The sequence below is a fragment of the Phytobacter cepae genome (assembly GCF_054165735.1).
On record NZ_CM135107.1, the window covers coordinates 1,514,311 to 1,540,662 of the forward strand.

Here is a 26,352-nt window from a genome sequence, read left to right on the forward strand (position 1 = left end):
GGTGAAACAATTCGATATTATCCGGTTTGTGACTGTAATCTCTCTTTAGACGGTATTATTAACAATATTGTCCCAATATTAACGGGTTTTGGCCCAATTCGGTTATGGCAACTTTCGGTAAAATATCTATATGTTTTTTGTGGTTTTTTTATGGCCGAGATTTGAACCGGAATATACTCAATAATGTGCATGGCCGATTTTTTTTGGGCGGATTGACTCTGTTTAGGAAAATATTTGGGTGAAAGTTTTATGATAAAAAATAAGTTCATGAGCAAGAAGCGGTTGACCGGAATAATTAAGTCAGCCGCTTTCCAGGCTGTTTGCAAAATTCTGGCGTCAGCCTTATTTATGGAATGCAGGCATCAACGCTTTATTAACGTCAATGATCTCAGCCAGCGCCTTTTCAAGCACGTTACCGCTGTTTATTAACGGGTTAATGACCAGCGCGCGCCATGCTGTATGGCGATCGCCAGTGATAGCTGCCTCAATTGTCAGGTCTTCAAAGCTCTTCATCAACTGAATCAGGCGCAACGTATCATCCGGGAAAGGTTCAACGTTAAGCGGAACAGGACCGGAGCGGGTGATCAAAGAACTTACCTCAACGGCACAATTATCCGGCAACCCCGCTATGGCACCATTGTTACGCGTATTAACATGCATGATGATACGTTTATCGTTATAAATGGCGCTCATTAATTCACATGCCGCATCCGAATAATACTGCCCTCCACGTCCTTCAAGCGCTTTCGGCTTTTCAGCAAGTTCGGGGTTACGGTAGATATCGAAAAGTTGTTTTTCCAGCGCCTTAACCACCTCACCGCGTGTACCTTCACACTGCGCCTCGCCCAGTTCCTGGCGATACATGTCGTCGCTCATATAGTAATAACGCAGGTAAGGGCAGGGGATCATGGCCAGATTTTCCAGCAAACCCGCCGGCCATTTAAATGGCGGAATATTACGTGGAATAAGCGGATCGTTGCCTTCGGAAATACACCCGATAACCTCACTAAGCTTATCGCGACCTTCATGCCAGATGTGGCGCGCGAAAATAAAATGATTGAGCCCGGCTACCTGAAGAATGAAGTCATTAACGTTGCTGACATTGAGCAGACTCGCAATTCCTTTCTGCATAATCACCGGCACGTTACACAACCCAGCCGTGCGCACTTTGCTGTGTTTAAGAATGGCTTCGGTAACCATACCTGAGGGATTGGTGAAGTTGAGCAGCCATGCATCGGGGCATAGCTGTTCCATTTCCGCTGCAATCTCGAGTGCGACAGGGATTGTCCGGCACGCGTTAGCGAATCCGCCCAGCCCGTTAGTTTCCTGGCCGATCATATTATATTTCAGTGAAATGCGTTCATCACTGATACGCGCCTCCAGACAGCCCGCGCGAAACTGGGAACAGACAAAATCTGCATCCTTTAGGGCGGCCTGGCGGTTAAGTGTTTCATAAACAGGAATATCCAGGCCATTTTTTTCCAGCATACGTCTGGTTAGCCCTGCAATAATTGCCATTTTCTCCCGGCCATCTTCAATGTCGACCAGCCATAGCTCACGCACCGGAAATTCACGCTGGCGTTTGATGATGCCTTCCATCAGTTCTGGCGTATAACTTGAACCTGCACCAATAACAACGATTTTGAGACCTTTCACTGTCGTACTCCTTTGTGTGATTTACTCGTTATCGTGATTAAAGAGCAGACAGTGAGACTGGACAAACGATCATTCCAGGGGTATGCATTAGCCCACTTAATGCATATAAGGTAAATCAGAGGAGTTTTTACGATGATTGCTCAGGAAAACATGCTGGCGCTATTGCGTACGTTTGAAATAGCCGCTGTTCACCTCAGCTTTACCCGGACTGCAAAAACGCTCAATCTTACCCAGGGGGCTGTCAGCCAGCGTATACGACATCTGGAAACTCTGCTTGGATTCAGGTTGTTCATTCGTTTAACCCGGAGGCTACAGCTCACCGATGAGGGGCAACGCCTGCTGAATGTTCTGTCTTTGTCGTTGAAACGCATTAATGACGAAATTGAAGATATCCGTGTTCAGGGATTACGTGGCCAGCTTTCAGTGGGGCTTCCTCCAACGTTTGCCTTCCTGTGGCTGGTTCCGCGTTTAGCTGAATTCAGGATGCGATGGCCCGGATTGAATATTAATTTTCGGGTCAGGGCTGGACTGGTGGATTTCAATCTGGAACGCGTGGATGTTGCCATTTACTACAGTAACCTGCGGTATCCGGATCTGTATTGCGAACGACTGGCTGACGAAACGCTGGTTCCTGTTTGTTCGCCTGAGTCTGAAAAAAGAATTCGGACAAGCAGTGACTGGCTGGCTGATATCCCTTTTATACATGCTTCTGAATCTGTTGATTCTCAGGACGTCTTTTCAGAATGGCGCGAATGGTGCCAGCGAACAAACCGGCCTTTGCCCGTGGAAGAAAATTTCATGAGCTTCAATAACTGCCAAATGGCGATTGAGGCAGCGGTCGGCGGATGCGGAGTCGCGATGGGGAGGAAGCGATTGGTCAAAAAGTACATTGAGGCAGGAAGCCTTGTGATGCCTTTTGAACAGGAAATTCCTGCCGGGCGTGGATATGATCTGATTATGCCTCGCGAAAACTTGAATCGCCCGGGGATCGTGGCGTTCAGTCAGTGGGTCAAAGGGATTCTGAGTGAAGAGTAAAACCTCATTCGGTGAAGCGCTTTGTTAACGCTTCCTTTACAAATTGCTGCTTGCCCGAATGCAGGCCGCTCACTATCCTCATTGCCCATGAACCTCCTGATGGCTCCAACTCAACCTAAAAACAGGCAACTGAACGCTTTTGCGCTTCTGGTCGTTGCCTGCTTTGTCATGTTGATTTGTCTGACACAACGGGCCAGTGTTTTACACCACATGCAGGTCAGGGTCGCGACACTCACCCTGGCTGCCGAAAAGAATGCTCAGGAACGCATCCCCACCTCTTTATCACCCTGTGAACTTAGCTCTCACTCGCTACTGGCCTCACAGCCTCTTCATTTCGATACGCTTCTTCTTTTACCCGGTCTGCTGGTTTTCGTTTTAGCGGTGCTGATAAAAATCAGTGTACTGCCGATACCGGTCATTCTTTTTCGTCCTCCCTTACTTCGAATACACCTTAAAAACTGCGTTTTTCGTGAATGACTGAGCTGAACACTTCTGCTCAATAAATCATTCACGGAGAAAATATATGAAAACGTTTTTCAGGAGCCTGTGGTTCCTGTTATTCAGTCTGTCTACGGCCTCAGCTGCGGTGCCGGGCTGGTCGCTAAAACCTGGCAATTCCCATGCACAGGTTCATGTCTATTACGATCAGCCCATAGCTGGTAAGGTCCGGCTGCTGCTTGATGTGAAACCCGAAGAAGGGTGGAAAACCTACTGGCGAACGCCCGGTGACGGCGGATTTCGGCCAGTGGTTACGTGGGACACACAGGCAGAAACACAGTGGTACTGGCCGCGGCCCGTCCGATTTGATTCTGCCGGCTTCAGCTCGGTTGGTTATGATCGACAGGTCGTGTTTCCACTGGAGGTTCTGATTGGGGATGCGCAGCGGCTACGCGGAAAGCTGACGCTTTCCCTGTGCAGTAACCTTTGTGTGGTCAATACCTTCCCGCTGGACATTGATCTTTCGTCCGGCCCGTCAGCGCATTTTGCTGATGCCTGGAACACCGCGATGAGCGACGTTCCCCCGCAACGCGGCAATATGGTCGTTAACTCTGTCACCACTGCCGGCGACACGCTGGCAGTAAAAGTGGCCTCGCCAGACGGCTGGTCATTGCCTGATGTGTTTCCTGATAATCCCCCGGGGGCCACCCTTTCGCCACCGCAGACAGAAACCCACGGTGATACATTGACCGCACGGTTTAGCGTCAGGGATGAGCAGGGAAATCCACTGGATGCCTCTCATTTGCAGCAACTCTCCTGGGTTGTCAGTGATGGCGTACACAGCCAGCAATTCAGTGCTGACATCGGTCGCTCCACTACGCTATGGCAGTTTATGGCGCTGGCGTTAGCGGGCGGCCTCATCCTCAATCTAATGCCCTGCGTCCTTCCGGTGCTTGGGATAAAACTCGCTTCGCTGATGACGCTGGCAGAAAGTAGCCGCCGTCAGACGCGGCTGCGTTTTCTGGCAACAGCGGCCGGGATAATTTTCTCGTTTCTGGTGTTGGCGGCGTTGATGACCGGACTGCGGTTATCCGGAGCCTGGATAGGATGGGGCTTCCAGTTCCAGAATCCCTGGTTCATCGCCACGATGGTTGTCGTGACATGGATTTTTTGTTTCAGCCTGGCGGGACTGCTTGAAATCCGCCTGCCTTCTGGCGTGACCACGCGTCTGGCTACAGCAGGCGGGAAAGGCATCGGTGGGAGTTTTCTTGAAGGGGCCTTTGCGACTCTGCTCGCTACCCCCTGCACCGCTCCCTTTCTCGGCACTGCCGTAACGTACGCCCTGGCGGCACCTTTGTACCAGCTCTGGCTCATTTTCCTGATGCTCGGGACAGGGATGAGCCTTCCGTGGCTGGCTATCAGCATTATGCCCGGTGTGGCGCGCTGGCTGCCTAAACCGGGGCCATGGATGGGGAAGCTGCGCCTGACGCTGGTTCTCCTTATGCTGGGCTCCTGTGTCTGGCTGATGTCGCTGTTGGTAAAGGAGTGGGGGGCTCGTTATGTGCTGATTGGCGGTGGCGCCATGGTGGCATTTTTCCTTTACTGGTGCGCGGAAGCGATGCCGAAACACAAAGAAAACCTGCGCAGTCTGCTGTTTGGCGTGCTGTTTGGCGCGGGGCTGTATGCTTTTCTGGCTCCCCAACCGCAGGGGCAGACTGACTCGCCGCTTAACTGGCAACCGCTCACTGAGACAGCGCTCAGTAAGGCACTGGATGCCAATAAACGCGTACTGGTGGACATCACCGCCGACTGGTGTCTGAACTGTCGGGTCAACGAAGTGCTGGTTTTGCATCGTCCGGATGTGGTGGCTGCTTTAAACCGCGACGACGTGGTGCTGTTACAGGGCAACTGGAGTAAGCCTTCTGCCGAAATCGAGCAGTTTCTGAGACGCTACGGCGCCAGCGGCATACCCTTTAACGCCATTTTTGGCCCTTCATTTCCGCAGGGCCATGTCCTGCCGTCCCTTCTCAGCAAAGAGACATTACTGACTGTTCTGGCAACGGCAGACAAGACAACGGCATCTGATTTTATTGAGGAAAAATAATGAAAACGATATTGTCACTAATGATTCTGATCTTCAGTACCGTAGCGCACGCGCAGACTGCTGAATTACCTGAACCTGTTAAACAAATGGAAAAACAGGGCATTGAAATCATTAAACCCTTTAGCACCCCCGGAGGAATGGAAGGATGGTTAGGTAAATATCAGGACATGGGGGTCACGATTTACCTCACTCCGGATAAGAAACATGTTATTTCAGGCTATATGTACGATGCGCACGGAAATAATCTGAGTGAGAAAATCATCAACGATGAAATTTACATTCCGGCGGGGCGCGAGATGTGGAAACAACTCAGCGCAGCGCCGGGGATCGCTGAAGGCCGCGCGGACGCAAAATGCCAGGTTGTCGTCTTTGCCGATCCTTTCTGCCCTTACTGCAATAAATTCTGGCATCAAGCTCAGCCTGCTCTCAAAGATAAACGTATCAGTATTAAAACGTTGCTTGTTGGAGTGATCCGCCCTGACAGCGGGCAATATGCAGCAGCGATACTTTCGGACCGTGACCCGGCTAAGGTCTGGTATGACCATGAGAGTTCCGACGGTAAAATTAAACCTGAGCTGAAAAGTAATACCCCCCCGGCCGTTTTTAAGCAGATCCAGCGAAATCAGCAACTGATGGAGCAGACAGGAGCCAGCGGGACGCCTGCTATTTATTACCTGAATAAGTCGCGTGTTTTACAACAAATCATCGGCTTACCTGACGATAAGCAAATGGCCGATCTGGTTGCCTGTAAATAAACGTCACATTGCAGAAGACGCAATGGCTGTCTTCTGCCGGTGATACTCCCCGGTCCGCACGATGTAAAAGGTCGCAGACGAGGGGCGGAATATGCTATTGGTACAGGATATTCCTTTTTTACAGCTAAGCATCAATAAGCCCGTGACCAACTGGTTGCGGGCTTGCTGCTTCGTGTATGAACTTTATGTGAGAGGTTTCTGTGTCTGCGGTTCGTATCATCGTACTGGCTTTTGAAGGAGTCAGTCTGTTTCAGCTTTCGGTTCCAGCCGTTGCTTTCGGCATTGTTAACAAACCCGCAGGTTTCCCGGCTTATGATGTGCAGTACTGCGCGCAGTCTCCCGGGCTTATCATCAGCGATCAGGGGTTACCAATATCAGTGTCTTTGGGGCTGGAGGCAATGCAGGATGCTGATATTATCGTAGTTCCCGCCTGGAGAGATCCTGATGAAGACGTGCCTGAGGATATCAATCAGGCGCTGCAAAACGCGCACGCCCGAGGAAAATTGGTTGTTGGATTCTGCCTGGGGGCATTTGTTCTTGGTGCGGCCGGGTTGCTCGCCGGACGGGAAGCAACGACTCACTGGGTGGCCCGTGATGTTTTCGCGCGTCGCTTTCCTGACGCGAAGTTTCGTCCAGATGTACTGTATGTGATTGATGGCAATATAATTACATCTGCAGGCACCGTAGCGGCATTTGATTGCTGCCTCGAAATAATCCGTCAACAACATGGTTCTGACATGGCCAACCGCATTGCCCGGCAACTTGTCACTCCACCGCACCGGCAGGGCGGGCAGGCGCAATATATCGAACAACCGGTTCCGCAATCATCCTGTGTAGGGCGTTTGGCCGAAGTGCTTGAATGGGCCAGGGAGCATCTGTCCGAACCGATTACACTCGATACGTTGGCAGGCGTTGCAAAAATGAGCCGCCGCACATTTACCCGGCGTTTTCGCGACACGACGGGCACGACCGTCACTAAATGGTTAAATGCCGAGCGGGTAGCGCGGGCCCAGCAACTACTGGAAATCACCAGCCTTCCGGTGGAGTGTATTGCTTCAGAAGTCGGCTTTGGTACTCCGATGTCATTACGTCTTCAGTTCACCGCTCACCTGGGCACTTCGCCTTCAGAATACCGGCGCACCTTCTGCCAGATGCGTAACGCCCGGATTTAATCGCTAAAAGCAATTGGCCCAATACTTTCTAATATTGTCATTCAGGTCAATTGTGCATGATCGGTATTATCCCCAAAATTTGATGCTTCTGCGCTACGCCAGATTAGGCGTAGCCGCCATCACTTTTTGAGGATTGATAGTGTGAATCAGGTCATTTTTAGTACGCGCCGGGGCGGTGCTCCGGTTCCGCTTTCATTGCTGGACTTCGCTATGGCGGGTAAAGGCGTGACAGCCCATGAGGCGCTTACAGGGAGTATTGAGCTCGCCCGTCTGGCCGACAGACGTGGTTTCTCCCGCTACTGGCTTGCAGAGCACCATGCGATGCCTGGCGTAACCACGCCTTCTCCACCGCTATTACTGGCACGGTTAATTGGCGAAACGACCCATATCCGGCTTGGCGCTGGCGGGATGATGTTGCCTAACTTTCCGCCGCTGGTAGTGGCTGAGCAGTTTGGTTTACTGGCCTCCCTTGCTCCAGGGCGAATTGATTTGGGCGTCGGACGCGCACCGGGCACCGATATGGCTACGGCATCGGCATTGCGGCGCGGTAATGTGGGCTCAGACAGTTTCCCGAAACAACTCGATGAATTACTGCACTTCCTGAAGGGAGATTTTCCGAAAAACCATCCCTGGCAAAAGGCTGGTGTGTACGCCGTTCCCGGCCCGTTACAGGATGAGGAAAATGCAGTTTCTGGAGCTTACCAGCATCCCCCCGTATGGTTGCTGGGTTCTTCCGACTATTCAGCGCGTCTGGCTGCGCAAATGGGATTTCCATTCGCTTTTGCTGCTCATCTTGCCGACCAGAATGTCGAAATGGCAATAGATCTGTATCGGCAGAACTTCCGTCCTTCCACTGTACTTGACCGTCCGTACGTCATCGCCAGTTTTGGTGTGATGGCAGCCAATGATGTGCGTGAAGCCCGTCGTCAGGCATGGGCCTATTCTCACGCAATGATGCGCATGAGCACGGGTCGATCTTTTATCGTGCCAACGCCGCAAGAAGCTGAAAACTACGAGTATTCAGCAGCAGAATTGCAATTGATTGAAATGTGGAATGCCAAAATCATGAGCGGCACAGGTAATCAGGTGGTAGACCAACTGGCAGTCTGGCAGACGCGTATTAATGCTGACGAGATTATGTTGCTGAATCTGGGACACTCCCAGGAGGCTATTTATCGCTCAACTGAACTGATTGCTGATGCATATGACATGCCCACCAATATTAATGAATAGCTTTTGCGCGATTTTTTATGTGGCATGAACTTAATAAATTAAATACGGAAAAACAATGTCAGCTATTAATGATGCATATTACGATCAGATCGCCACTATATATCATAAATTGCAAGATGCGGATGCCATTCTGGTCGGTGGCGCATCAGGTATGTCAACAGCTAATCAGCATGATTTCTACGGATACAGTAAATATTTTCGCGATAACTTCAGCGAGTTTCAACGTAATTACGGTATCCGGAATCTCTGCGATGCGCTTTATTACCGTTATCCCAGCAGTGAGGAGCGCTGGGCCTATCTGGCTAAGCACGGGACGTTAATGTTTGATGAGCCACCCGGCCAGACCTATATCGATTTACATGCTCTGATTAAGGATAAAAATTATTTTATTATCACGACCAATCAGGATATGCAGTTTTCAAAGCTCTTTCCTGATGAGAAGCTTTGTTATCCGCAGGGCACCTCTCACTGGCTCCAGTGCGGAAAGCCCTGTCATGATGGGGTCTATCCGTCAGAACCGGTGGTGCGTGAAATCGCTGCCAGTATAAAGGACACGCGAGTTCCCACCGCGCTGTTACCAAGATGTCCACGTTGCGGATCTCAAATGGAACCCTGGTTCCGTTCCCCGGTTTTTCTTGAGGGCCGCTTCTGGGAACATTACATGAATAAGTATCAGGATTTTATAACGCAAAACTCCTATAAAAAAATAGTTTTACTTGAGCTGGGGGTCGGGCCGATGACGCCAAATATTATTAAGCATCCTTTTTCAGTCGCCGCGTATCACTGGTCAAATGCTTTTCTGGTGCGGATTAATAAAGGTGAACCGCCGACTCACCGTATCCTGAAAGAAAAAAGCATCACGCTTGATTGTGATATCGCTCAAGTGCTCCGCGACCTGGTGTCATTTGAAAAAACGCTGACAGCCGCTTAAAGGGCACGTAAGGGAAAATCATGAATCAGTTATTACATCATGCACTGAACTGCATTCAGGAAGCAGATGCCATTATCATTGGCGCAAGCAATGGCTTTTCAATAGCCAGCGGGATCCATTTATTCGCCAATGATAACGCTTTCCGCCACCATTTTGGCGATCTCAGCGAGCGCCACGGTTTCGCCAGTATTATTCAGGGGTGCTTTCATCGTTATACATGCGAGGCAGAATACTGGGCATTTCACAGCCGTTTGTTTGAATACTTTATTAACGTCAGGGCGCCGGGTGAGGTGATGGAGAATCTTCTGGCGCTCGTTAACCACAAAAATTTCTTTGTACTCACCTCGAACATTGATGGTCATTTTGTCAAAGCGGGGCTGGGACAGGAGCATTTATTTGAAATCGAAGGCAACGGCCTGAATTTCCAGTGTGCTAACGCCTGTCACGATCGTTTGTATTCCGGAGCAGAACGGCTCAGCGCGATGGCGCGTGAGCAAAAGGACGGCAGGGTGCCGGACGCGTTAATCCCGTGTTGCCCGGTGTGTGGGGGGAAGATGCGTGTGCATGTGGAAGTGGACAGCGGATTCCTTAAAGGCATGGACTGGAATGAACGTTACCGGTCTTTCCGACGCTTTCTTGCAAAGGGGCAGGGGAGCCGCACTGTTTTTATGGAGTTGGGTGTGGGTGCCAGGAACCAGCTAATCAAGGCACCCTTTATGCAACAGGTTTATCAGAACCCTAAATCCAGCTATATCACGTTTAATAAAGGCACTGAGCTTGTTATTCCGGCTGAAATTGCCGCCCGGGCTGTCGGCATTGACGGTGATATCGGCCACAACCTGGCCATGCTCGCGTCGCTGAATTCATGACAATGCCGCGCGTTAAGGAAAGTAAATGCAGACTGAAGGTATCCTGAAAAACCCTCTCTGTTTGCCTGTGGCCCATCGAATATTACGGGGAGGCTGTTTTATCACATCAGATATTCGGTTCGGCTTGCGCCTGATGCTCTGCACATAAGCCAGTTAAGAACTAAGGAAGCGCTGGAATTAATCCCTTTTTCTAAAGAACTTCTGAAAATAATGACAGCGTGATTGTTATTGCGTTTTGAGCGCCACAATGCAGCTTTACCTCTTAACTGAAGAGTGACTGCCCTGAACGGAGGTAATTTTGGTACTTAACAGGGAAAGCCTGAAGAACGGTTCATTCCTTGAAGCATTCAGGGAAATGCCGGGAATAGAGTGGTGGTCCCGTGAACGTATTGACCTGTCCATGAACGAGACGCTGGAAGGGCGTATTAAAGGCGATCCCCTGTGGATATTTGCCTATGGCTCATTGATATATAACCCGCTTTTTGAAGCTCAGGAGCGCACTCACGCCACTCTGGATGGCTGGCATCGCAGCTTCTGTATCCGGCTTGTTATTGCTCGTGGCAGTGTTGATTTTCCCGGGCGGATGCTGGCGCTGAAGCCAGGCGGCAGTTGTGAAGGTATTGCGCTACGTCTGGGTTTAGAGGGACCTGAAGAAGAGTTGCGTCTCATCTGGGTAAGGGAAATGGTGAGCGGGGGGTACCGACCTTCCTGGGCAACAATCAGGCTGGCGAACGGGCGTACCGTTCGCGCAATTTTTTTTGCTGCAGATCCAGACAGTCAGCTTTATGAGGAAGAAACGGCACCGGACGTGATAACGCCCCTCATTGCCCGAGCGACGGGAGAACTGGGGAGTAATCGGGACTATGTGCTAAATCTGGACGCTGCGTTAAGTCAGCATCATATTGCTGATGCCGGAATTGAACAGCTGGCCCGTCGTCTTCGTATGGAAAGCCTGTAAATTCATGCCAGCCGATGAAAAAGCGTCCCCTGGAAGGGACGCTGGCGGGGCCGGTTATACAGTCAGATAGTCTGCCGTTGACTGGACTTTCCCGTAACCAAATTCAAACGCGGCCATCATAGCAGCATGAACCTGTGCCGCGGGCACGGTGACACCACCAAATGTCAGGTCAAGCGTGGCGCAGGCATCATGCAGGACGGTGACCGGATAGCCCATATCCGCAGCCGCTCTGACGCAGGCATCTACACACATGTGGCTCATCGCCCCCACGATAACGACTTCTTCGACACCCTTTGCATCCAGTTGCGCTTTCAGGTCGGTTTCGCGAAATGAGTTGATGAAGTTCTTCACAATTACCGCTTCGCCTGCTGCTGGGGTGACAGTACTCTGAATTTCCACGCCATCAGAGCCGGGAATAAAAACCGGCGCTTCGTTATTCGCAAACTCATGGCGAATATGGAAAACGGGGATGTCTTTTAAGCGCGCATCAGCGATAGCTAGCGCTGCGTTATGGGCAGCAGCTTCTATGCCGGTAAGAGGTAATTTACCGGTAGGCAGATATTCGTTTTGCAGATCGATTACGATTAAGCCGCGTTGTTTCATCATCTTATTCCTGTTGGTTTGCTCACTGAAACAGCATTCTGGCAGGGAATATGTAAAGGCAGAAGTGGCGCAAACGACATTATAAGTGTCAATTTCGCCACTTTGTCAGGCATTTTCCGTTGCGTGGCTTGCGCTGAAGCGACGGCGATACTCGCCAGGCGTCAGGCCCACAATGCGGGTAAAAATTTTACGCAGCGCACCCGGATCGCTGTATCCCACTTCCCAGGCAATGCGATCAAAGGAGTCATTACTGAATTGCAAAAGCTCCTGCGCCCGTCCTACCCGAAGATGCTGACAATATTCAGTGCTGGTCATGCCGGTTGCTTTTTGAAAACGGCGCAGGAACGTGCGTTCTTCCAGACCCGACTGTGCCGCCAGAGCCGAAAGTGTGACCTCTCTGGCCTGGGTTGCCTGAAGCCAGTGCTGCACTTTCAGGACGGATGCATCGCCGTGCGTAAGACGCGGTGAAAATACGCTGTAATAGCGCTGTTCACGTCCTGGTGGGTCGACCAGCAACATTCGCGCAGTGTCGATCATGACAGTCGGACCCAGCAGACGATGAACTAACCGCAGACCGAGATCGGTCCAGGACATCAGTCCCCCGGCAGTGATGATATCTCCGTCATCTATAATTAGTTGATTTGCATCGACCTGTATTTCTGGAAAGCGCTGGCTCAGCACATCAGCGTAAGCCCAGTGTGTGGTCATTTTACGGCCATTCATTAAACCCGTTGAGGCCAGCACGAATGCTCCGGCGCATACTGAACCCAGCACGACTCCCTGAGCGCGCTGCCCGGTTAACCATTGAGCCAATTGTGGTGTTGCATCTACCTCAGCAGGCTCTCTGAGCGTGGGGGGAACGATTAATGCAGATAAAGGTGCCGGGCTGGCATCCGGTACGGTATCAAAAATGCGTACCGGATCTTCCAGGAGAGAGTCTTGTTGCCAGTGCGACACCCTTATCAGCCTGTCGTTATTGTTCTGATATTTCTGAGAAAACATATTGGCAACACAGAATAAATCGTTCAGTCCAAGCACGGCGGCCTGCTGAACTCCCGGATAAATAAAAATGCCTATTTCCAGCATAACGTAAACCCTGTATGACGATATTGCCCCTGAGAATGTCGTTTTCGACGCTTGTCAGCATACCACTCCAGGAAGACACTGAGTCAAGAATTCATTAACCCATTGAAGGAGCACGTTATGACACTATTGCATGTGAAATGGAACGGTTTAACCACAGGATCAGGGATAATCGAAGCTGAAAAAATGGCGCTTCCTATCGCCATTCCAGAGCATTTCGGTGGCACAGGCCAAGGTGCAAATCCTAAAGAGTTACTGGCGGCATCAGCCGCGTCCTGCTATTTAATGACTCTTGCTGCAATGTTAGAGGGGCATAAAATTCCAGCATCTATTATTTCTTTAACAACCGAGCTGAAAGGAGATAAACCTTCAAATATGCTGATCGCACATAATGTCGAAGTTAAGCTTGGTGAAGCGCGGAAGCCGGAAGAAGATAAAAACGTTATGGCATTAATTCAGAAGGCAGATCACTCATGCATGATTGGAAATTTGATTAAACAATCAGGAGTTGAGATTACCGTTCAGGGTGTTGTTATTCATTAATTTAAAGAAGTAAAAAAGATGCAAACGGTCGCTGTTGCTGTCCGTAATGATAAATAAGCGACCGTTTCTCAAAAATACAGTTAGATCAAACTTAAATATAGATAATTCTTTATAGGTCCACTCAGCCAGATGCACCTCACCGTAAGAAACATATTGGTCACGCAAGTCATCATTCTGACGCGCCCGGCGCATCCGGGCTTATCCCATCCCTCTAACGTATGATGGAAACCCTCATACGATTTTACGGTTAGTTCACCTCTTTATATAAGTAAAGAAATTCTACCTTTATTCTGTCTGCTTTGAGCGAAAAGCAGAAGTTTATAACCTCATCATTTTATTGTCCTTTCTTACATGTAGGCGAAAGCTGTGGAGCAAATACATCTGTCCAGGCTATAGTTGATTAAATGAATCTGGTATGACCACTGTAGGGCTCTATTTATGAAGCTGGTAACAATACCTGTAAAACAAGGCGGTTTTCTGGTTTCCACGTTTTGGGAGAGAAGCGGCGCTAAAGCGTTGGTTATCCTTCACCCTGCTACAGCAGTGGCACAGTCATTTTATAAGGGCTTCGCTGAATATCTTCATGAAAGAGGATTCAGTGTCCTGACCTACGATTATCGAGGGACCGGACGCTCAAAGTCAGGGTCATTACGGGATTGTGATGTATCTATGTCTGACTGGATCGAGCAGGATGTCAGTTGCGTTACAGCCTGGGCTAAATTATGTTTTCCAGATCTTCGTATAATGGCGGTAGGGCATAGCGTAGGCGGGCACGCTGTCCTGCTTTCAACGGCCACCCGGTTCCTGCATGCGGGGGTCATTGTTGCATCTCATGCGGGCGTAACCAGCACGATCCAACAAACAGTGGAAAGGCTCAGGGTCTGGTGCTTATTGCGTGTGCTCTCTCCGGTCCTTTGCCGTATCTTCGGGTATATGCCAGCCAAACGACTCGGACTGGGGGAGGATTTACCTGCTCCGGTAATGAAGCAATGGGCGCGCTGGAGTGCAATGCCTGACTACTTCTATGACGATCCGGAGTGGGATGCGCGTCGGCGGGCCACCAGGATAACGTTACCTCTTCTGGTGTTGGGTTTTGATGATGACGCCTGGGCTAATTCTGAAGCTATTACACGCCTGATGAATCCAGTGGAAAACGCAAAGATTGAACGCCGTGAGATACGGCATACGGACTTTGGCCTCCCCGCTGTCGGCCACATGGGCTTCTTCCGTACCAGATGTGCAGAAAAAGTATGGCCAGAGGTAGGTAACTGGCTGATAAAACAGTGTCAGCATTAAGGATAATCGCGCAAGACCGCCTCTCGTAACCACAATGTCTTTTACCGTCTGCATATCATCTACCGTCAGTCGGTTTGGCAGATAGTCTGATGTCCGTATTTTATGTATTACGTTTTAATCTGCCTTTTCAGTACCCACTGCCGGCACGGATGCTCCCCAGCGATTCATCGCCTCAAGCACGTCGCGCAGGCTTCTGCCAAGAGGGGTAAGAGCATAGATTACTCTCGGAGGCGTTTCCGCGTAGGCAGTACGTATCACCAGTCCGTGCTTCTCAAACTTACGCAGTCGTTCAGTAAGCGTATGCGCGCTGATGCCTGGTAAGCACCCCTTAAGCTCGCTGAAGCGCAACGGTCCCGCGAGGAGTTCGCGCACAATGAGTGTTGCCCACGGGCTGCCAACCAACTCAAGAAAGCGAGCGACGCCGCAGTCGGGGAGATCGGTCAGTTTCATAAATCCTCCTGTTAATAATGCTTAACTACAGCCCGGCCCTGACTGTGAAAGAAATTTACACATTCGTATCGAGTTTTCTCCATTAGTGCATTTGATGTAACTGGTGCAGATACTGCACTATTGTCTAATTCTATCCCTTTGTATAGTTTTAACCAGTGGAGAAAGTTGATGACTTATATTATTCACGGCGCGACAGGAGCGCAGGGCGCACCGGTATTTAAAAGGCTTCAGGCCGCGGGGCTGACGGCTGTTGCGGGTGTACGAAATAAGGTTAAAACAGAAGATACATCCTGCGTTCAGCTTGATAATGCGTCAGTGAAGTCGCTGGCCGCAGCCTACCGGAACGCAGAGGGTGTGTTTATACACCTGCCGCAAACAGCAGAAGAAAACCGGAAAGTGTTTGCGCAAAATATAGCGAAGGCGGTGGGGCTGGCAAAGCCTGAGCGGATCGTGATTTCGACCAGTGGCGGAACCGTCGTTGATGAGCCTGGCTCCCCCCTTCAGGCCAGGAGCGATTCAGCGATAGCTATGTTGATCGAAGCCGTACAGCAAACCGGCGTTCCGACCGTCGTTATTGCGCCCCGCCTGTTCCTTGAAAACTTCCTGATGCCAGACGTTCTGAATGCCATCAGGAAAGAGGGTGTCATTCAGTATCCTGTCCGAGCAGACCTTGCCGTTTCCTGGACCTCTCATCTGGACGTTGCCGATGTCGCCGCCCGCCTGCTTACCGACAAATCAGTATCAGGCGTCGTAGGCGTGGGCCAGCTTCCGGGAATTACCGGTGCAGACCTGGCTGGTGAGTTCTCACGCCACTTAGGGCGCCCAGTAACGTATGAAAGCATTGAGCCGGCATATTTTGGCAAGCGGATCGAACCTCTACTGGGTCCGGCAGCCGCCGCTGTGGCTGGCCTGTATCAGGCGCTGGCAGGCGTGCACAACAACACTATAGCTCCTCACACAAGTGCACAAAGATTACTTGGCATTACACCCAGAAGTGTACAGCAATGGCTTCAGGAGGTGCTGGGATCGTGACGTCGCAGCCGTGGGTGAAAAGCGGACATCAAACCCGGGCCTGAACTGTAGCCATCATCGCAGGCAGTTCGCTAATCAGTTTATCAACAGCCAGCCTGACTTTGAGGGACAGGTGAGGTGTGCGCGGCCAAACGGCATATACGGGCCAGCTTCCGGAAGACTGGTCTTTTAATATCTCTGTCAGGCTGCCGCTGATGAGCTGTTCCCGTACGAGCCAGTAAGGCAACCAGGCGATACCGCCTCCCGCTACCGCAATATCTTTTACCGCCTGCATATCATCCATCATCAGTCTGGCTGGCGGGGTTAATTCCGTAATTTCATCATTTTCGTTTTTAACCTGCCACTTTAGAATGCGTCCTGAACGGATATAGGCAACAGCGGCATGCTGCTTCAGTTCAGATGGTGAAGTAGGCTCACCGGCCTTAAGGATATAATCCGGCGAAGCGCAAAAAACCATTGTGTGAGAGGCCAGCTTACGTGCTATCAGGCTGCTGCTGTCAGCCAGCGCGCCGACTCTCACCGCCAGATCAAAACCCTCTTCCTGCAAATCGACCTGGCGATCGCTGAATGAAATTTCCAATTCCAGTCCGTGATGTTCTTTTGCCATCGCAGACAGCAAGGGTGATATACAGAAGTGCCCAAGCAGGACCGGAACAGACACCCTCAGTTTTCCGCTTGCCTGGAGCTTGCCGCCTTCCAGAATCTCCTCCGCCATTTTTATTTCATTCAGCGCCCGACGGCAGAATTCATAATAAAGCGAACCTTCGTCAGTCAGGCTCTGACTGCGGGTAGTACGGTTAAAAAACGTAACACCCAGCCTCTCCTCAAGCCTGGATATGGTTTTCGCCACTGCCGAGCGTGTGACATGCAGTTTTTCAGCAGCCTGCGAAAAACTCACCGATTCAGCTGCGGCTACAAAGACAGGGATACTGTTCAGCTCGCTTTTCATATTGTCGCTCTGAAGGAATCAATAGAGAGAAATATTATCCCCACTGTCACCTAACGAGCAATGTTAGAGTTTTAACCATCATTTATTTACATCTCAGGAATCTTCATGAGTCGCACAATGCAACGCTGGGCTTTAAACGAAACAGGACGTCAGAATCTGAAGCTTACGGAAGCAGAAATCCCTCAGCCCGGCCCGAACGAAGTTCTGGTTCGGGTCAATGCTGTCTCACTAAACTTCCGTGACAAGGTCATCATTGATGGCGGAATGGGGAACGGTATGCCAATGCCCTTCACACCGGGTTCTGATATGGCTGGTGTGGTTGAGGCTGTTGGGCCGGGTACCACCCGCTTCAGCCAGGGAGAACGCGTTATCTCATCTTTTAACGCTGACTGGATTGACGGAAAGCTAAATAACAATGCCAAAAATCCGCACTACGACACTGTAGGCTATGCGTTCCAGGGCGTGCTGGCTGAGTACGTGGTTATGAGTGAAGAATGGCTGGTCAAAGCCCCTCGGACGCTTACTGATGCTGAAGCCAGCACGCTGGTCTGCGCCGGGCTTACTGCCTGGTTTGCTCTGATTGAACGCGGCGGCCTTCGTGCTGGCGAAACTGTCCTTGTTCAGGGAACCGGCGGTGTGGCACTTTTCGCTCTTCAGATAGCTAAAGCTGTGGGGGCTGAAGTTTTCGTTACCTCATCCAGCGATGAGAAGCTGGCAGCTGCGGCGGCGCTCGGTGCCGATCACGGTATTAACCGTAAAAAAGAGGATTGGGTCGAAGCCATTTACCGACTGACGAATGAACGGGGCATTGATCACGTTGTGGATACAGTGGGAGGACGTAACTTTGCTGACTCTGTGCGCGCGGTAGCTTCACATGGCCGAATATCCCTGATTGGAATGATGGACACGCACGATACTTCAGCACCTGGAGTCATGTTGTTACTGAAATCCCCGACTATTCAGGGCATAGGTGTGGGCCATCGCCGGGCGCTTGAAGATCTTGTTAGAGCCGTTGACTGGGTCAAACTGAAACCGGTGATAGACAAATCATTCAGCTTCAATGAATTGCCGGAAGCACTTGAGCATCTCGATAAAGGTGCATTCGGAAAAATCGTTATCAACTTGGTTTGATTGAAAATAATGCTGGCAGCGGCATCCCGAAAACGCTTCCGCTATTTTATTTTAAAGCGTGTATGCAAGCTGATTGAACACGCCTGGAACACCGTCCGCTCCTGGCACGAAGCGGACAACCTCACGGGGCTGAATATCTGCAATGAGCGAAAAATTCCCGGAGGCAGAACACTCTCCGGGCGGGCCGTCAGTTAAATTTCAGCGCCGATTGTGGGCCTTGTTCCAGCACGGGGCCCTGCTGGGTTTTGATCCGTACTGCATCGCCTTTCCCGTTCACATAGCGTGCCTGCACGCCATATTTTGCCTCAATATCGATATTATGAAGTGAGACATTTTGTACCGCAGATTCAGGTAAGCCGCTGAAAATCATGGCGTGATCCGCGTTTGTAGCGGTGAGATTCGAAATATCGACGCCGCTGATTTTAGGCGTGGTCGCCGTAACTTGCGCGTTATCCAGCGCGGAAATGAGCGTGTTGCCTTTGGCTCCGGACTGACCACTGTAGCTGTTGGTCACCAGAATCGGTGTTGCGACATTCGTCATCGTCAGATGTTCGGCGACCAGCGGGCCGATGGTGTTTCCACGATCCCGTGCGGATTTAATTCGCACACCGTTTTCGGTATTGAGAAAGGTGACATTACTGACCGTTACGCGGCCAATGCCGTTAGCGGTTTCACTGCCGATCGAGATGCCGTGCCCGTCGCGCATGATCGAATCACGCACGGTAATATCTGTCGAGGGTGCACCGGTTCCCGGCACCAGACCCGATTTGATGGCAATGTTGTCATCCCCCGTGTGGATATCCATCTTCGAGACAGTCACATTGCGTGATGAGACAATATCCATACCGTCAGTATTCGGCGAGGTGGTTGGGTTATTAATATTGACTTCATGCACTTCAATATCGGCGCTGTTGCGGATAACAATATTCCACATTGGCGAGTTCGTCAGATGCAGTTGTTCAATCTTACCGCCGGTAACATTATTAAATTCAACAAACCATGGGCGAGGCGCGCCGTTTGCCAGCGGAATGCCAGGGAAGCGATCCGTAAAGGCTTTAGTGTTACCACTGCGTACTTCGGCCCGGATTTTTAGCGCCTCCGGCCACCAGGTTTTTTCTCCGTCACCATCAAGCTTACCCCCGCCGGTTATTGCAACATTGTGCACGTCACTGGCAAAAATAAAGGCTTCGTTCGCCCGCGCCGGGTGGCCAATAAAGGCCTGCACAAACTTGCCTTCCTGGTTGCTCGCTTTCAGCGTTGCGCCTTTATCGATCTGGAGTGTGATATTGCTTTTTAGCTGCAACGGGCCACTGAGCCATACGCCCGGAGAGAGTCTTACCGTGCCACCACCGCGTTCGCTGCATTGTTGAATTGCCTGTTGGATAGCGTGCGTATTCAGGGTTCTGGCATCGCCTTTACCACCAAAAGATTCAGGAACACAGGATGTTGGTGCAGCCTGCGCGATAAAAGATGAAATGGCACCACAGCAGATCAATGCCAGCAGAGATTTATTCATAAGGCCTCATAGTCATTAGTCATACATTCGAAAATCCAGGGTGCGAATTGAAGTACCGCTGAGCAGCTTTCAGCGCAGATGACAGCAGGAACCAGCAAAATTGTCTGTCTGTAAATTTAGGTGGGAGTGGCGAAATCCACTAACGTGACGATTTATTCAACTGCGCACCCTGAGGATTCAGAATCATAATGCGCCCAGCCGTCAAAAAATGTGAGGTAACGAAGAATAAGCCATTGAGTAATATCAATTATCTTTATTATCAGATAATTCTTGTATGAGTAATAAATGACAACGGGCTGTTGCGACCCCTGGTACCTTTCCCGGCCGTACTATCTGTATAAACAGACTACTGTCCGCTTCTGGCACAAAGCGGGCAACATCACAGAGCGGATGTCCGCTATGAGCAAGGAGTTGATTGCGTTAAATGAAGGGCCATCCTGGTAACGCCAGCAACCACCCGGCATCTTGCCACATCGGGAACGATGTGATAATGCTTTAAGAATATTGAGTAATTAGAGATTAAAAGTGAAAGAAGAAGGTCATTTCTTTGAAACAGTGATTAATCGGGTAGATTCACCTTCGATCAAATGGGGACGATATCAGCGACGAGATATTATTTCCTTCGGTACTGCCGATATGGATTTTAAGTCTCCGCCATGTGTTCGCGATGCTCTTATAAAGAAAGCGGAAAGCGGTCTCTATGCTTACGAATACAAAACAGATGATTATTATCAGGCAATAACGGACTGGTTCAGTGAAAACCACCACTGGCGTATAGAGAGAGCCTGGCTGACCAACTGCCCCGGTATGTGGGCCATGTTTTCTTTATGTCTGCGCGCTTATACAAAACCGGGTGATAATATCCTGATTCACGCGCCACATTTTCATCCCGCCGTCAGTGTTATTGAAGGTGCTGATCGCTGCGTTGTTACCCAGGCACTGGCCTTTGATGGGTTTCGATACCGTTTCGAACCAAACCGTTTTGAAGAAACGCTTGTCAGAGAAAATGTCAGACTGTTTTTCCTGGTCAACCCTCATAACCCTACCGGGCTACTATTTACTCGGGAGGAGTTATCCCTCATTGCTGATATTTGTGACAAACATAGTGTACTGGTCGTCAGTGATGAGATTAACAGCTATATCACCTACGATAATGCCGAATTTGTGCCCTATGGTAGCGTCTCAACCCGGAGTAGCCTGAACTCAGTGACCTTAACCTCACCATCCAAAGCTTTTAATCTCCAGGGACTGACTTATGCCATCGGCATTATACCGAATGAAGAACTATGGGAACGCCTCGAACGCGTTCGGGTTAGCATGGATTTTGATTTTGCGACAAATGTTTTTAGTCTGACTGCCGTCACGGCCGCCTACCAGCAGGGACAAAAATGGCTGGAACATCTTAATGGCTATCTCCAGGCTAACCTGGATTATACGGATGCGTTTTTAAAATCGAACCTGCCTCAGATTACACTGATTAGGCCAGGTGGCGGATATATCGCCTGGTTAGATTTCCGCGCTCTGGGTCTCACACCGGATGAGCTCAGGCAGCTCATTCTTGACAAGGCCCGGGTAGGACTGACTTGGGGAGAAACATTTGGGAAGGAAGGCGAGGGGTTTGAACGGTTGAATTTCGCCTGTCCGAGAGAAATTTTGCATCAAGGGCTTGAACGACTGAAAGCGGTTTTTCCCTGAAATTTTGTCGAACAGCTATACGGACGTGACATTAATATTCAGACAGAAGTTGAAGGTGTTGAACAGATCCTCGCACAGGTTCCGGATGATTATCTATTATGCTTCAGTCACTACAATGAGCGAGGATGCCAGGCATCACTCGCAAGATTTTTCCCCGTCTTACATGGAAGTATAATGACTATAAATATTAGGCTTGCTCAATCTACTGATATTAAATCCATTTTTAATATCAGAACCTCAGTCGTCGAAAATCATCTTAGCCGCGAAGAACTCAACGAAATGGGCATTACCGAAGAGGTAGTGGCGGAGATGATTCAGACGAGCCATTGCGCCTGGGTTGCTACTGAAAACACAAACATTATCGGCTTCTCGATGATATTGCCTGATGAAGGCTGTCTGTTTGCCGCCTTCGTGCTCCCGGAATATGAAGGCAGAGGTGCCGGGCGCAGGCTGGTGATGGCCGCTGAGCTGGAGTTGTTTAAAAATCATGAAATAATATGGCTGGAAACCGATAAGCGTAGCCGTGCAGCGAAGTTTTACCTTCAGCTGGGCTGGGGAAATCGAATTGATGTGAGTGATACGGATATCAAGTTAGAGAAACAGCGTAACAGTTAATCTGCGCCTTTTTATTCACATCAGCTTCTGCCATAAAGCGGACTTAAATTCAGACTCCCTGATCCGCCATGAGCGAAGCGCGGAATAATAAACCGAAGCTGGAGCGCCTGATTAACTCGCTATCAGAAGAAATACTCTTCGTTAACTACACCATGCAATACCTTCCGGTGATATGGTTATATTTTTCATCACAGGAGATAAAACTCATGATTGTAAGAACCTGGCACGGCTGCGTTCCACTTGAACATGCGGATGGTTTTGCTCAGCATCTTGAGAAAACAGGAGTAGAGCATTCAAAAAGCATCCCAGGAAACAAAGGCGCGTTCGTTCGTAGAGAAACGCAGGGGGGCTGGGAGCATTTTTTTCTTGCTACCTACTGGCATGATCTCCAGTCGGTGAAGGCGTTTGCAGGAGAAAACTATCACGTGGCGGTCACCTACCCGGATGACGAAGAGTTTGAACTGCTTTCTGATCCTTACGTCTTCCAGCATGATGTTGAGTCGTTTTCACCACTTTAATTCCCTGTCCGGGGCAACCTGTCGGTAGCCCCGGAAGTGGAATAACGCCCGTGTTAATTCATATCATCAACGACCGCCTGGGCACATAAAGGTTAAACTCAGCTGAGTTGAAAGTCCGCTATGCGCGGGTGAGCGGACATTCAGTGTACCTTTGAAAAAGGTGCTGATTTTGCATTCAGCATCTGCTAACTTTAATTACGATGAAAATATACTCAGTGCTATTCCATTCAATCATTATTATCACCTGTCTATCTCAGGTGGGATAACATTCGCCATTTTCCCGCCGGTAAGGCGGGCCTTACCGGTAACAATCCAGTGAGGTAAATAATGGAAACCGATAAAGTAGAAAAATCAGGAAAACCCACTCTGCATCTTTTATGCGGAAAAATCGCATCAGGAAAGTCCACCTTATCAGCGAAGTTAGGTCATTCACCGGGCACTATAATTGTGAGTGAAGACCAGTGGCTGGCTGCACTTTATGCGAATGAACTGAAGTCAGTGGCGGATTATGTGCAGTGTTCCTCAAAGTTAAAAAGCGCCATAAAGCCCCACCTTGTGTCACTGCTCAAAGCGGGTTTATCGGTGGTTCTGGACTTCCCGGCAAATACGCAAAAAAATCGTGAATGGATGATGAGTATCATTAAGGAATCAGGTGCCAGTCATCGGCTGCACTATCTGAAAGTCTCTGATGACGTATGTAAATCCCGTCTACGCGCGCGTAATGAAGAAGGTACGCACGATTTTGCCGCGACAGACCAACAATTTGAGGTCATAACTCGTTATTTCTCAGCACCAATGCCTGAAGAAGGGTTCAATATTACTGAATACAGTTAAATGTATTGCCTGCCTCTAAGCCGCCTGATGGCGGCTGTTACTTTTCTTGCTGTGGGTACTGCGCAATACACTACGCGATAACACATAAGGTGCCGACTCCTGACACAAGCGGATAAGATCCACTGCCAGAACGAGGAGAGGAACCTGTAATAATTATTACGTTGTCGTGGCCTGAAAGTTCAATCGCATAGCTACGCGCCGTGCCGGATTGAAGCCCATTTTAACTTCCTCAGCTTTAAGTGTTATCAGGTGTGGCGGACACGATTGTCCTTCCACAATCTCAAAACCCAGCGCTGCATAAAATTTGGCATTGAAGGCAGCTATGTTATCTGTTGTCAGTGTGGCCCCGGTCAGACCGCGTTGCTGCCCATAAACCAGGATAGCTTGCATTAATAATCTGCCGATTCCACGGCGCTGCCAGTCAGGATGAACATCAATTTCAGCAATGTGCAGCCATATGTTTTCATAATAAGCAGCAATGAACCCCACAGGGGTTGAATCAGCCGCAAAGGCTGCAAGCAGCACGCCATCGCGGCTAAACTCATCGAATTCCTTTAGGCTATGTGCGACAGCCTGACCCGTTACCGCACCTGCTTCACGAAGCGTTTCAAAAGCGGCTAATTCAATGGCGCAGAGTGACGAAAAATGTTCAGGTTTCGCGGCATTTATCGTAATGTCCAAAACTCAATTCTCCCTTTTTTCAGTTCAAATATTGCTAAAACTTGTTTCCATTGAATAGCATAAATATGCCAGCAACATCTGCTCCTTGCACAAAGCGGACAATATGACTGAGCGGTAGTACGCTAAAGGCCGCGCTCGAGCCTGAGGGCGTTGAAATACCCCAGCCAAGGTTGCAACTTTTAACGCATTCATACTCCAGGAATAAAAACGTGAAAACTGACTGGCATCGCGCATTGCTCACCCGTTCCACTGCCGTAGATAAACACTATAAAAGCACGCAAAACGTCCGTCGTTTTATGGTGGAGCAGTGCGGGGAACATTTCCATTTCGATCGGGCATTCATGGCCTGGATTCGCGATGAGACGCCAAAAAATTTGGGAGACGTCATTGATGAGTGGAAGCGCAGGCAAAATCTGTAATCCTCCTGCACTCAGCCGTCATCCATGATTCAGAGCGCTAAACCTCTCTCTTCGGCTGAGCCTTTCATTTCTTCTGTTTGCACACCAATTTCAACGGCAAACGCCCGCGTTCTGTCGTGTAGGGTTAGCGCTTGTGCCACAGCATCATCTACGTCTGGTGCATGCACAAAGCGGCCTGAAAGGGCCGCCCGGCAAGGTGATGAGCCTGTCGCTTTACTACCAGTGCGTCGCCTGCATATCGATGACAAAGCGATACTTAACGTCTCCCTTGAGCATACGGGCAAAGGCGGCTTCGATATCCTCGCCACCGATCGTTTCAATATCGGCGGTAATATTGTGCTCGCCGCAGAAGTTCAGCATCTCCTGCGTTTCCTGAATGCTGCCAATCGACGAACCGCTGATGCTTAAACGTCGAAACACCATGGGCGTGATATTCGGCGAGCTATGTGGCTGGTCAGGAATGCCGACCAACACCAGGCGGCCATTGGTTTTCAGCGTGGCCAGGTAAGGATCCAGATCGTGCGGTGCCGCTACGCAGTCAATGATAAAATCCAGCGAGGTCTGGCAGGCAGCCATTTGTGCGGCATCGCGCGAAACCACGACCTGTCTGGCACCCAGACGACGGGCATCTTTTCCCTTTTCCGGTGAGGTCGTGAACAGCGTCACGTCCGCCCCCATCGCACTGGCGAGCTTCACTGCCATATGGCCTAATCCGCCCAGCCCCACAACGCCTACGCGATCGCCTGCTTTGACGTTGAAATGGCGCAGTGGCGACCATACCGTTACGCCCGCACACAACAGCGGCGCAACCCCGGCAAGCGGCAGGTTTTGCGGCACCGAAACAACAAAATGCTGATCGACAATCACGCTCTGCGCATAGCCGCCCCAGGTGCTGTCGCCGGTATATTTATCAATGCCATTGTAGGTCGCAGTAAACCCTGCTTCACAGTACTGTTCTTCGTGGTGTTTGCAGAAATGGCACTCGCGGCAGGCGTCGACCATCACCCCTACACCGACGATATCACCGGGTTTAAACTGGGTGGCCTCGTCGCCAACCTCTACGACTCGCCCGACAATCTCATGCCCCGGCACCAGTGGATATCGGCTGACTGCCCATTCGTTACGCGCCATATGGAGATCGGAGTGACACACGCCGCAGTAGAGGATCTCAATTTTGACATCCTGCTTTTGTAACGGGCGCAGCGAAACCTGGCCTGATGTTAAGGGGGTTGCCGCGTCAAGTGCGACCAATGCGTTGATGTTCATCTTATCTCCGGAATGTGCTGGTTCTGGCTGATTCAAGAGGGCAGACTATAGTCAACAGGGTTTTATATTGATAGTAGTCACCATTTGGTGACCATCGCTAAGGACATAACAATGCCAGCCTGGGTTGATGGGAAACTCTTTTTCTATGCGGACTCGCCGCCGCGCCGCCTGATGGAACTCTTTTCAGTTAAATGGAGCACAATGGTGCTGCACGCGCTTTATCACTGGCCGGCTGAACGGGCGCGCACCGGTGAGCTACAACGTAGCCTGCAGGGAATATCCAAAAAAATGTTGTTCCAGACGCTAAAAGAGCTGGAGCTGCGAGGGTTGATTGCCCGCCATGTGTACGAGGTCATCCCACCCAAAGTCGATTACCGTTTGACCCCGCTTGGCAGAACCTTTGCCGAGCCCATTGAGCAAATGTACCAATGGGGGTTAGAAAATCAGTCCGCACTCGATGAAATGGAAGCCTGTTATCAGGCGGCGTCGGCTTCCTGTTCACCGGACGGGGGGCAGGAGAGAGCAGGCACCACGAAATCCTGAGCGGCGTCGTGCCAGGTCAGCGCTTTG

General features: G+C 50.3%; 27 protein-coding genes. 19 read left to right on the forward strand and 8 right to left on the reverse strand.

Annotated features, from left to right (window positions below):
• Window positions 1-342 precede the first annotated feature (342 nt).
• Window positions 343-1,656 (reverse strand): 6-phospho-beta-glucosidase, encoded by a 1,314-nt coding sequence (locus ACUY4Q_RS07025; RefSeq protein ID WP_458046331.1) that lies wholly within the window; start codon window positions 1,654-1,656, stop codon window positions 343-345.
• A 132-nt stretch (window positions 1,657-1,788) separates the two neighbouring features.
• Between ACUY4Q_RS07025 and ACUY4Q_RS07030 the strand changes: the two genes are divergently transcribed.
• From ACUY4Q_RS07030 to ACUY4Q_RS07070, 9 genes are all read left to right on the forward strand, one after another.
• Window positions 1,789-2,691, forward strand: a complete 903-nt coding sequence (locus ACUY4Q_RS07030) for a LysR substrate-binding domain-containing protein (RefSeq protein WP_458046332.1) — start codon at window positions 1,789-1,791, stop codon at window positions 2,689-2,691.
• Between the two features lie 21 nt (window positions 2,692-2,712).
• Window positions 2,713-3,168 (forward strand): copper-binding protein, encoded by a 456-nt coding sequence (locus ACUY4Q_RS07035; protein ID WP_458046333.1) that lies wholly within the window; start codon window positions 2,713-2,715, stop codon window positions 3,166-3,168.
• A 46-nt stretch (window positions 3,169-3,214) separates the two neighbouring features.
• The gene (locus tag ACUY4Q_RS07040) at window positions 3,215-5,233 is read left to right on the forward strand and encodes a protein-disulfide reductase DsbD family protein (RefSeq protein WP_458046334.1); all 2,019 of its coding nucleotides are present in this window, start codon (window positions 3,215-3,217) and stop codon (window positions 5,231-5,233) included.
• Entirely contained in the window at window positions 5,233-5,988 is a 756-nt protein-coding gene (gene dsbG, locus ACUY4Q_RS07045; protein ID WP_458046335.1) for a thiol:disulfide interchange protein DsbG, read from the forward strand. The genes ACUY4Q_RS07040 and dsbG overlap by 1 nt, the downstream gene beginning before the upstream one ends.
• A gap of 200 nt (window positions 5,989-6,188) precedes the next feature.
• Complete coding sequence (locus ACUY4Q_RS07050; RefSeq protein WP_458046336.1) at window positions 6,189-7,160, forward strand: GlxA family transcriptional regulator; 972 nt, start codon at window positions 6,189-6,191, stop codon at window positions 7,158-7,160.
• Window positions 7,161-7,301: 141 nt separating this feature from the next.
• Window positions 7,302-8,393 (forward strand): LLM class flavin-dependent oxidoreductase, encoded by a 1,092-nt coding sequence (locus ACUY4Q_RS07055; RefSeq protein ID WP_458046337.1) that lies wholly within the window; start codon window positions 7,302-7,304, stop codon window positions 8,391-8,393.
• Between the two features lie 55 nt (window positions 8,394-8,448).
• Entirely contained in the window at window positions 8,449-9,324 is an 876-nt protein-coding gene (locus ACUY4Q_RS07060) for an SIR2 family NAD-dependent protein deacylase (RefSeq protein ID WP_458046338.1), read from the forward strand.
• A gap of 20 nt (window positions 9,325-9,344) precedes the next feature.
• The gene (locus ACUY4Q_RS07065; RefSeq protein ID WP_458046339.1) at window positions 9,345-10,193 is read left to right on the forward strand and encodes an SIR2 family NAD-dependent protein deacylase; all 849 of its coding nucleotides are present in this window, start codon (window positions 9,345-9,347) and stop codon (window positions 10,191-10,193) included.
• A 298-nt stretch (window positions 10,194-10,491) separates the two neighbouring features.
• Window positions 10,492-11,151, forward strand: a complete 660-nt coding sequence (locus ACUY4Q_RS07070; protein WP_458046340.1) for a gamma-glutamylcyclotransferase — start codon at window positions 10,492-10,494, stop codon at window positions 11,149-11,151.
• Window positions 11,152-11,205: 54 nt separating this feature from the next.
• Here the strand turns inward: ACUY4Q_RS07070 and ACUY4Q_RS07075 are convergent, their stop codons facing one another.
• Window positions 11,206-11,754, reverse strand: a complete 549-nt coding sequence (locus ACUY4Q_RS07075) for a cysteine hydrolase family protein (RefSeq protein ID WP_458047281.1) — start codon at window positions 11,752-11,754, stop codon at window positions 11,206-11,208.
• Between the two features lie 105 nt (window positions 11,755-11,859).
• On the reverse strand, window positions 11,860-12,840 hold the full coding sequence (locus ACUY4Q_RS07080) for a GlxA family transcriptional regulator (protein ID WP_458046341.1): 981 nt from the start codon (window positions 12,838-12,840) through the stop codon (window positions 11,860-11,862).
• A gap of 117 nt (window positions 12,841-12,957) precedes the next feature.
• Here ACUY4Q_RS07080 and ACUY4Q_RS07085 point away from each other — a divergent pair, with 117 nt between their 5' ends.
• Window positions 12,958-13,380: an OsmC family protein gene (locus tag ACUY4Q_RS07085; RefSeq protein ID WP_458046342.1), complete on the forward strand. Its 423-nt coding sequence runs from the start codon at window positions 12,958-12,960 to the stop codon at window positions 13,378-13,380.
• A gap of 438 nt (window positions 13,381-13,818) precedes the next feature.
• Window positions 13,819-14,676, forward strand: a complete 858-nt coding sequence (locus ACUY4Q_RS07090) for an alpha/beta hydrolase family protein (RefSeq protein ID WP_458046343.1) — start codon at window positions 13,819-13,821, stop codon at window positions 14,674-14,676.
• Window positions 14,677-14,790: 114 nt separating this feature from the next.
• On the opposite strand, the gene ACUY4Q_RS07095 is transcribed toward ACUY4Q_RS07090, so the two are convergent.
• Window positions 14,791-15,126, reverse strand: a complete 336-nt coding sequence (locus tag ACUY4Q_RS07095) for a winged helix-turn-helix transcriptional regulator (RefSeq protein ID WP_458046344.1) — start codon at window positions 15,124-15,126, stop codon at window positions 14,791-14,793.
• A gap of 168 nt (window positions 15,127-15,294) precedes the next feature.
• On the opposite strand from ACUY4Q_RS07095, the gene ACUY4Q_RS07100 reads away from it, so the two are divergent.
• Complete coding sequence (locus ACUY4Q_RS07100; protein WP_458046345.1) at window positions 15,295-16,158, forward strand: NmrA family NAD(P)-binding protein; 864 nt, start codon at window positions 15,295-15,297, stop codon at window positions 16,156-16,158.
• A 28-nt stretch (window positions 16,159-16,186) separates the two neighbouring features.
• Here ACUY4Q_RS07100 and ACUY4Q_RS07105 read toward each other — a convergent pair whose 3' ends face one another.
• Window positions 16,187-17,107: a LysR family transcriptional regulator gene (locus ACUY4Q_RS07105; RefSeq protein ID WP_458046346.1), complete on the reverse strand. Its 921-nt coding sequence runs from the start codon at window positions 17,105-17,107 to the stop codon at window positions 16,187-16,189.
• A 105-nt stretch (window positions 17,108-17,212) separates the two neighbouring features.
• Between ACUY4Q_RS07105 and ACUY4Q_RS07110 the strand changes: the two genes are divergently transcribed.
• The gene (locus tag ACUY4Q_RS07110) at window positions 17,213-18,238 is read left to right on the forward strand and encodes a zinc-dependent alcohol dehydrogenase family protein (protein WP_458046347.1); all 1,026 of its coding nucleotides are present in this window, start codon (window positions 17,213-17,215) and stop codon (window positions 18,236-18,238) included.
• A 187-nt stretch (window positions 18,239-18,425) separates the two neighbouring features.
• On the opposite strand, the gene ACUY4Q_RS07115 is transcribed toward ACUY4Q_RS07110, so the two are convergent.
• A complete protein-coding gene (locus tag ACUY4Q_RS07115) occupies window positions 18,426-19,754 on the reverse strand; it encodes a glycoside hydrolase family 28 protein (RefSeq protein ID WP_458046348.1) in 1,329 nt (442 codons plus the stop codon).
• A 525-nt stretch (window positions 19,755-20,279) separates the two neighbouring features.
• Between ACUY4Q_RS07115 and ACUY4Q_RS07120 the strand changes: the two genes are divergently transcribed.
• The 4 genes from ACUY4Q_RS07120 (at window position 20,280) to ACUY4Q_RS07135 (ending at window position 23,416) form a co-directional block, all read left to right on the forward strand.
• Window positions 20,280-21,449 (forward strand): MalY/PatB family protein, encoded by a 1,170-nt coding sequence (locus ACUY4Q_RS07120; RefSeq protein ID WP_458046349.1) that lies wholly within the window; start codon window positions 20,280-20,282, stop codon window positions 21,447-21,449.
• A gap of 174 nt (window positions 21,450-21,623) precedes the next feature.
• Window positions 21,624-22,064, forward strand: a complete 441-nt coding sequence (locus ACUY4Q_RS07125) for a GNAT family N-acetyltransferase (RefSeq protein WP_458046350.1) — start codon at window positions 21,624-21,626, stop codon at window positions 22,062-22,064.
• A gap of 206 nt (window positions 22,065-22,270) precedes the next feature.
• Window positions 22,271-22,582, forward strand: coding sequence for a hypothetical protein (locus ACUY4Q_RS07130; protein ID WP_458047282.1), 312 nt, complete (start codon window positions 22,271-22,273; stop codon window positions 22,580-22,582).
• A 327-nt stretch (window positions 22,583-22,909) separates the two neighbouring features.
• Window positions 22,910-23,416 (forward strand): P-loop nucleotide/nucleoside kinase family protein, encoded by a 507-nt coding sequence (locus ACUY4Q_RS07135; protein ID WP_458046351.1) that lies wholly within the window; start codon window positions 22,910-22,912, stop codon window positions 23,414-23,416.
• Between the two features lie 156 nt (window positions 23,417-23,572).
• Here ACUY4Q_RS07135 and ACUY4Q_RS07140 read toward each other — a convergent pair whose 3' ends face one another.
• On the reverse strand, window positions 23,573-24,097 hold the full coding sequence (locus tag ACUY4Q_RS07140; RefSeq protein ID WP_458046352.1) for a GNAT family N-acetyltransferase: 525 nt from the start codon (window positions 24,095-24,097) through the stop codon (window positions 23,573-23,575).
• Between the two features lie 209 nt (window positions 24,098-24,306).
• On the opposite strand from ACUY4Q_RS07140, the gene ACUY4Q_RS07145 reads away from it, so the two are divergent.
• On the forward strand, window positions 24,307-24,516 hold the full coding sequence (locus ACUY4Q_RS07145) for a DUF6434 domain-containing protein (RefSeq protein ID WP_458046353.1): 210 nt from the start codon (window positions 24,307-24,309) through the stop codon (window positions 24,514-24,516).
• Window positions 24,517-24,732: 216 nt separating this feature from the next.
• On the opposite strand, the gene ACUY4Q_RS07150 is transcribed toward ACUY4Q_RS07145, so the two are convergent.
• Window positions 24,733-25,782 (reverse strand): NAD(P)-dependent alcohol dehydrogenase, encoded by a 1,050-nt coding sequence (locus ACUY4Q_RS07150; protein ID WP_458046354.1) that lies wholly within the window; start codon window positions 25,780-25,782, stop codon window positions 24,733-24,735.
• A 111-nt stretch (window positions 25,783-25,893) separates the two neighbouring features.
• On the opposite strand from ACUY4Q_RS07150, the gene ACUY4Q_RS07155 reads away from it, so the two are divergent.
• Entirely contained in the window at window positions 25,894-26,325 is a 432-nt protein-coding gene (locus ACUY4Q_RS07155; protein WP_458046355.1) for a winged helix-turn-helix transcriptional regulator, read from the forward strand.
• The last annotated feature ends 27 nt before the right edge of the window (window positions 26,326-26,352 follow it).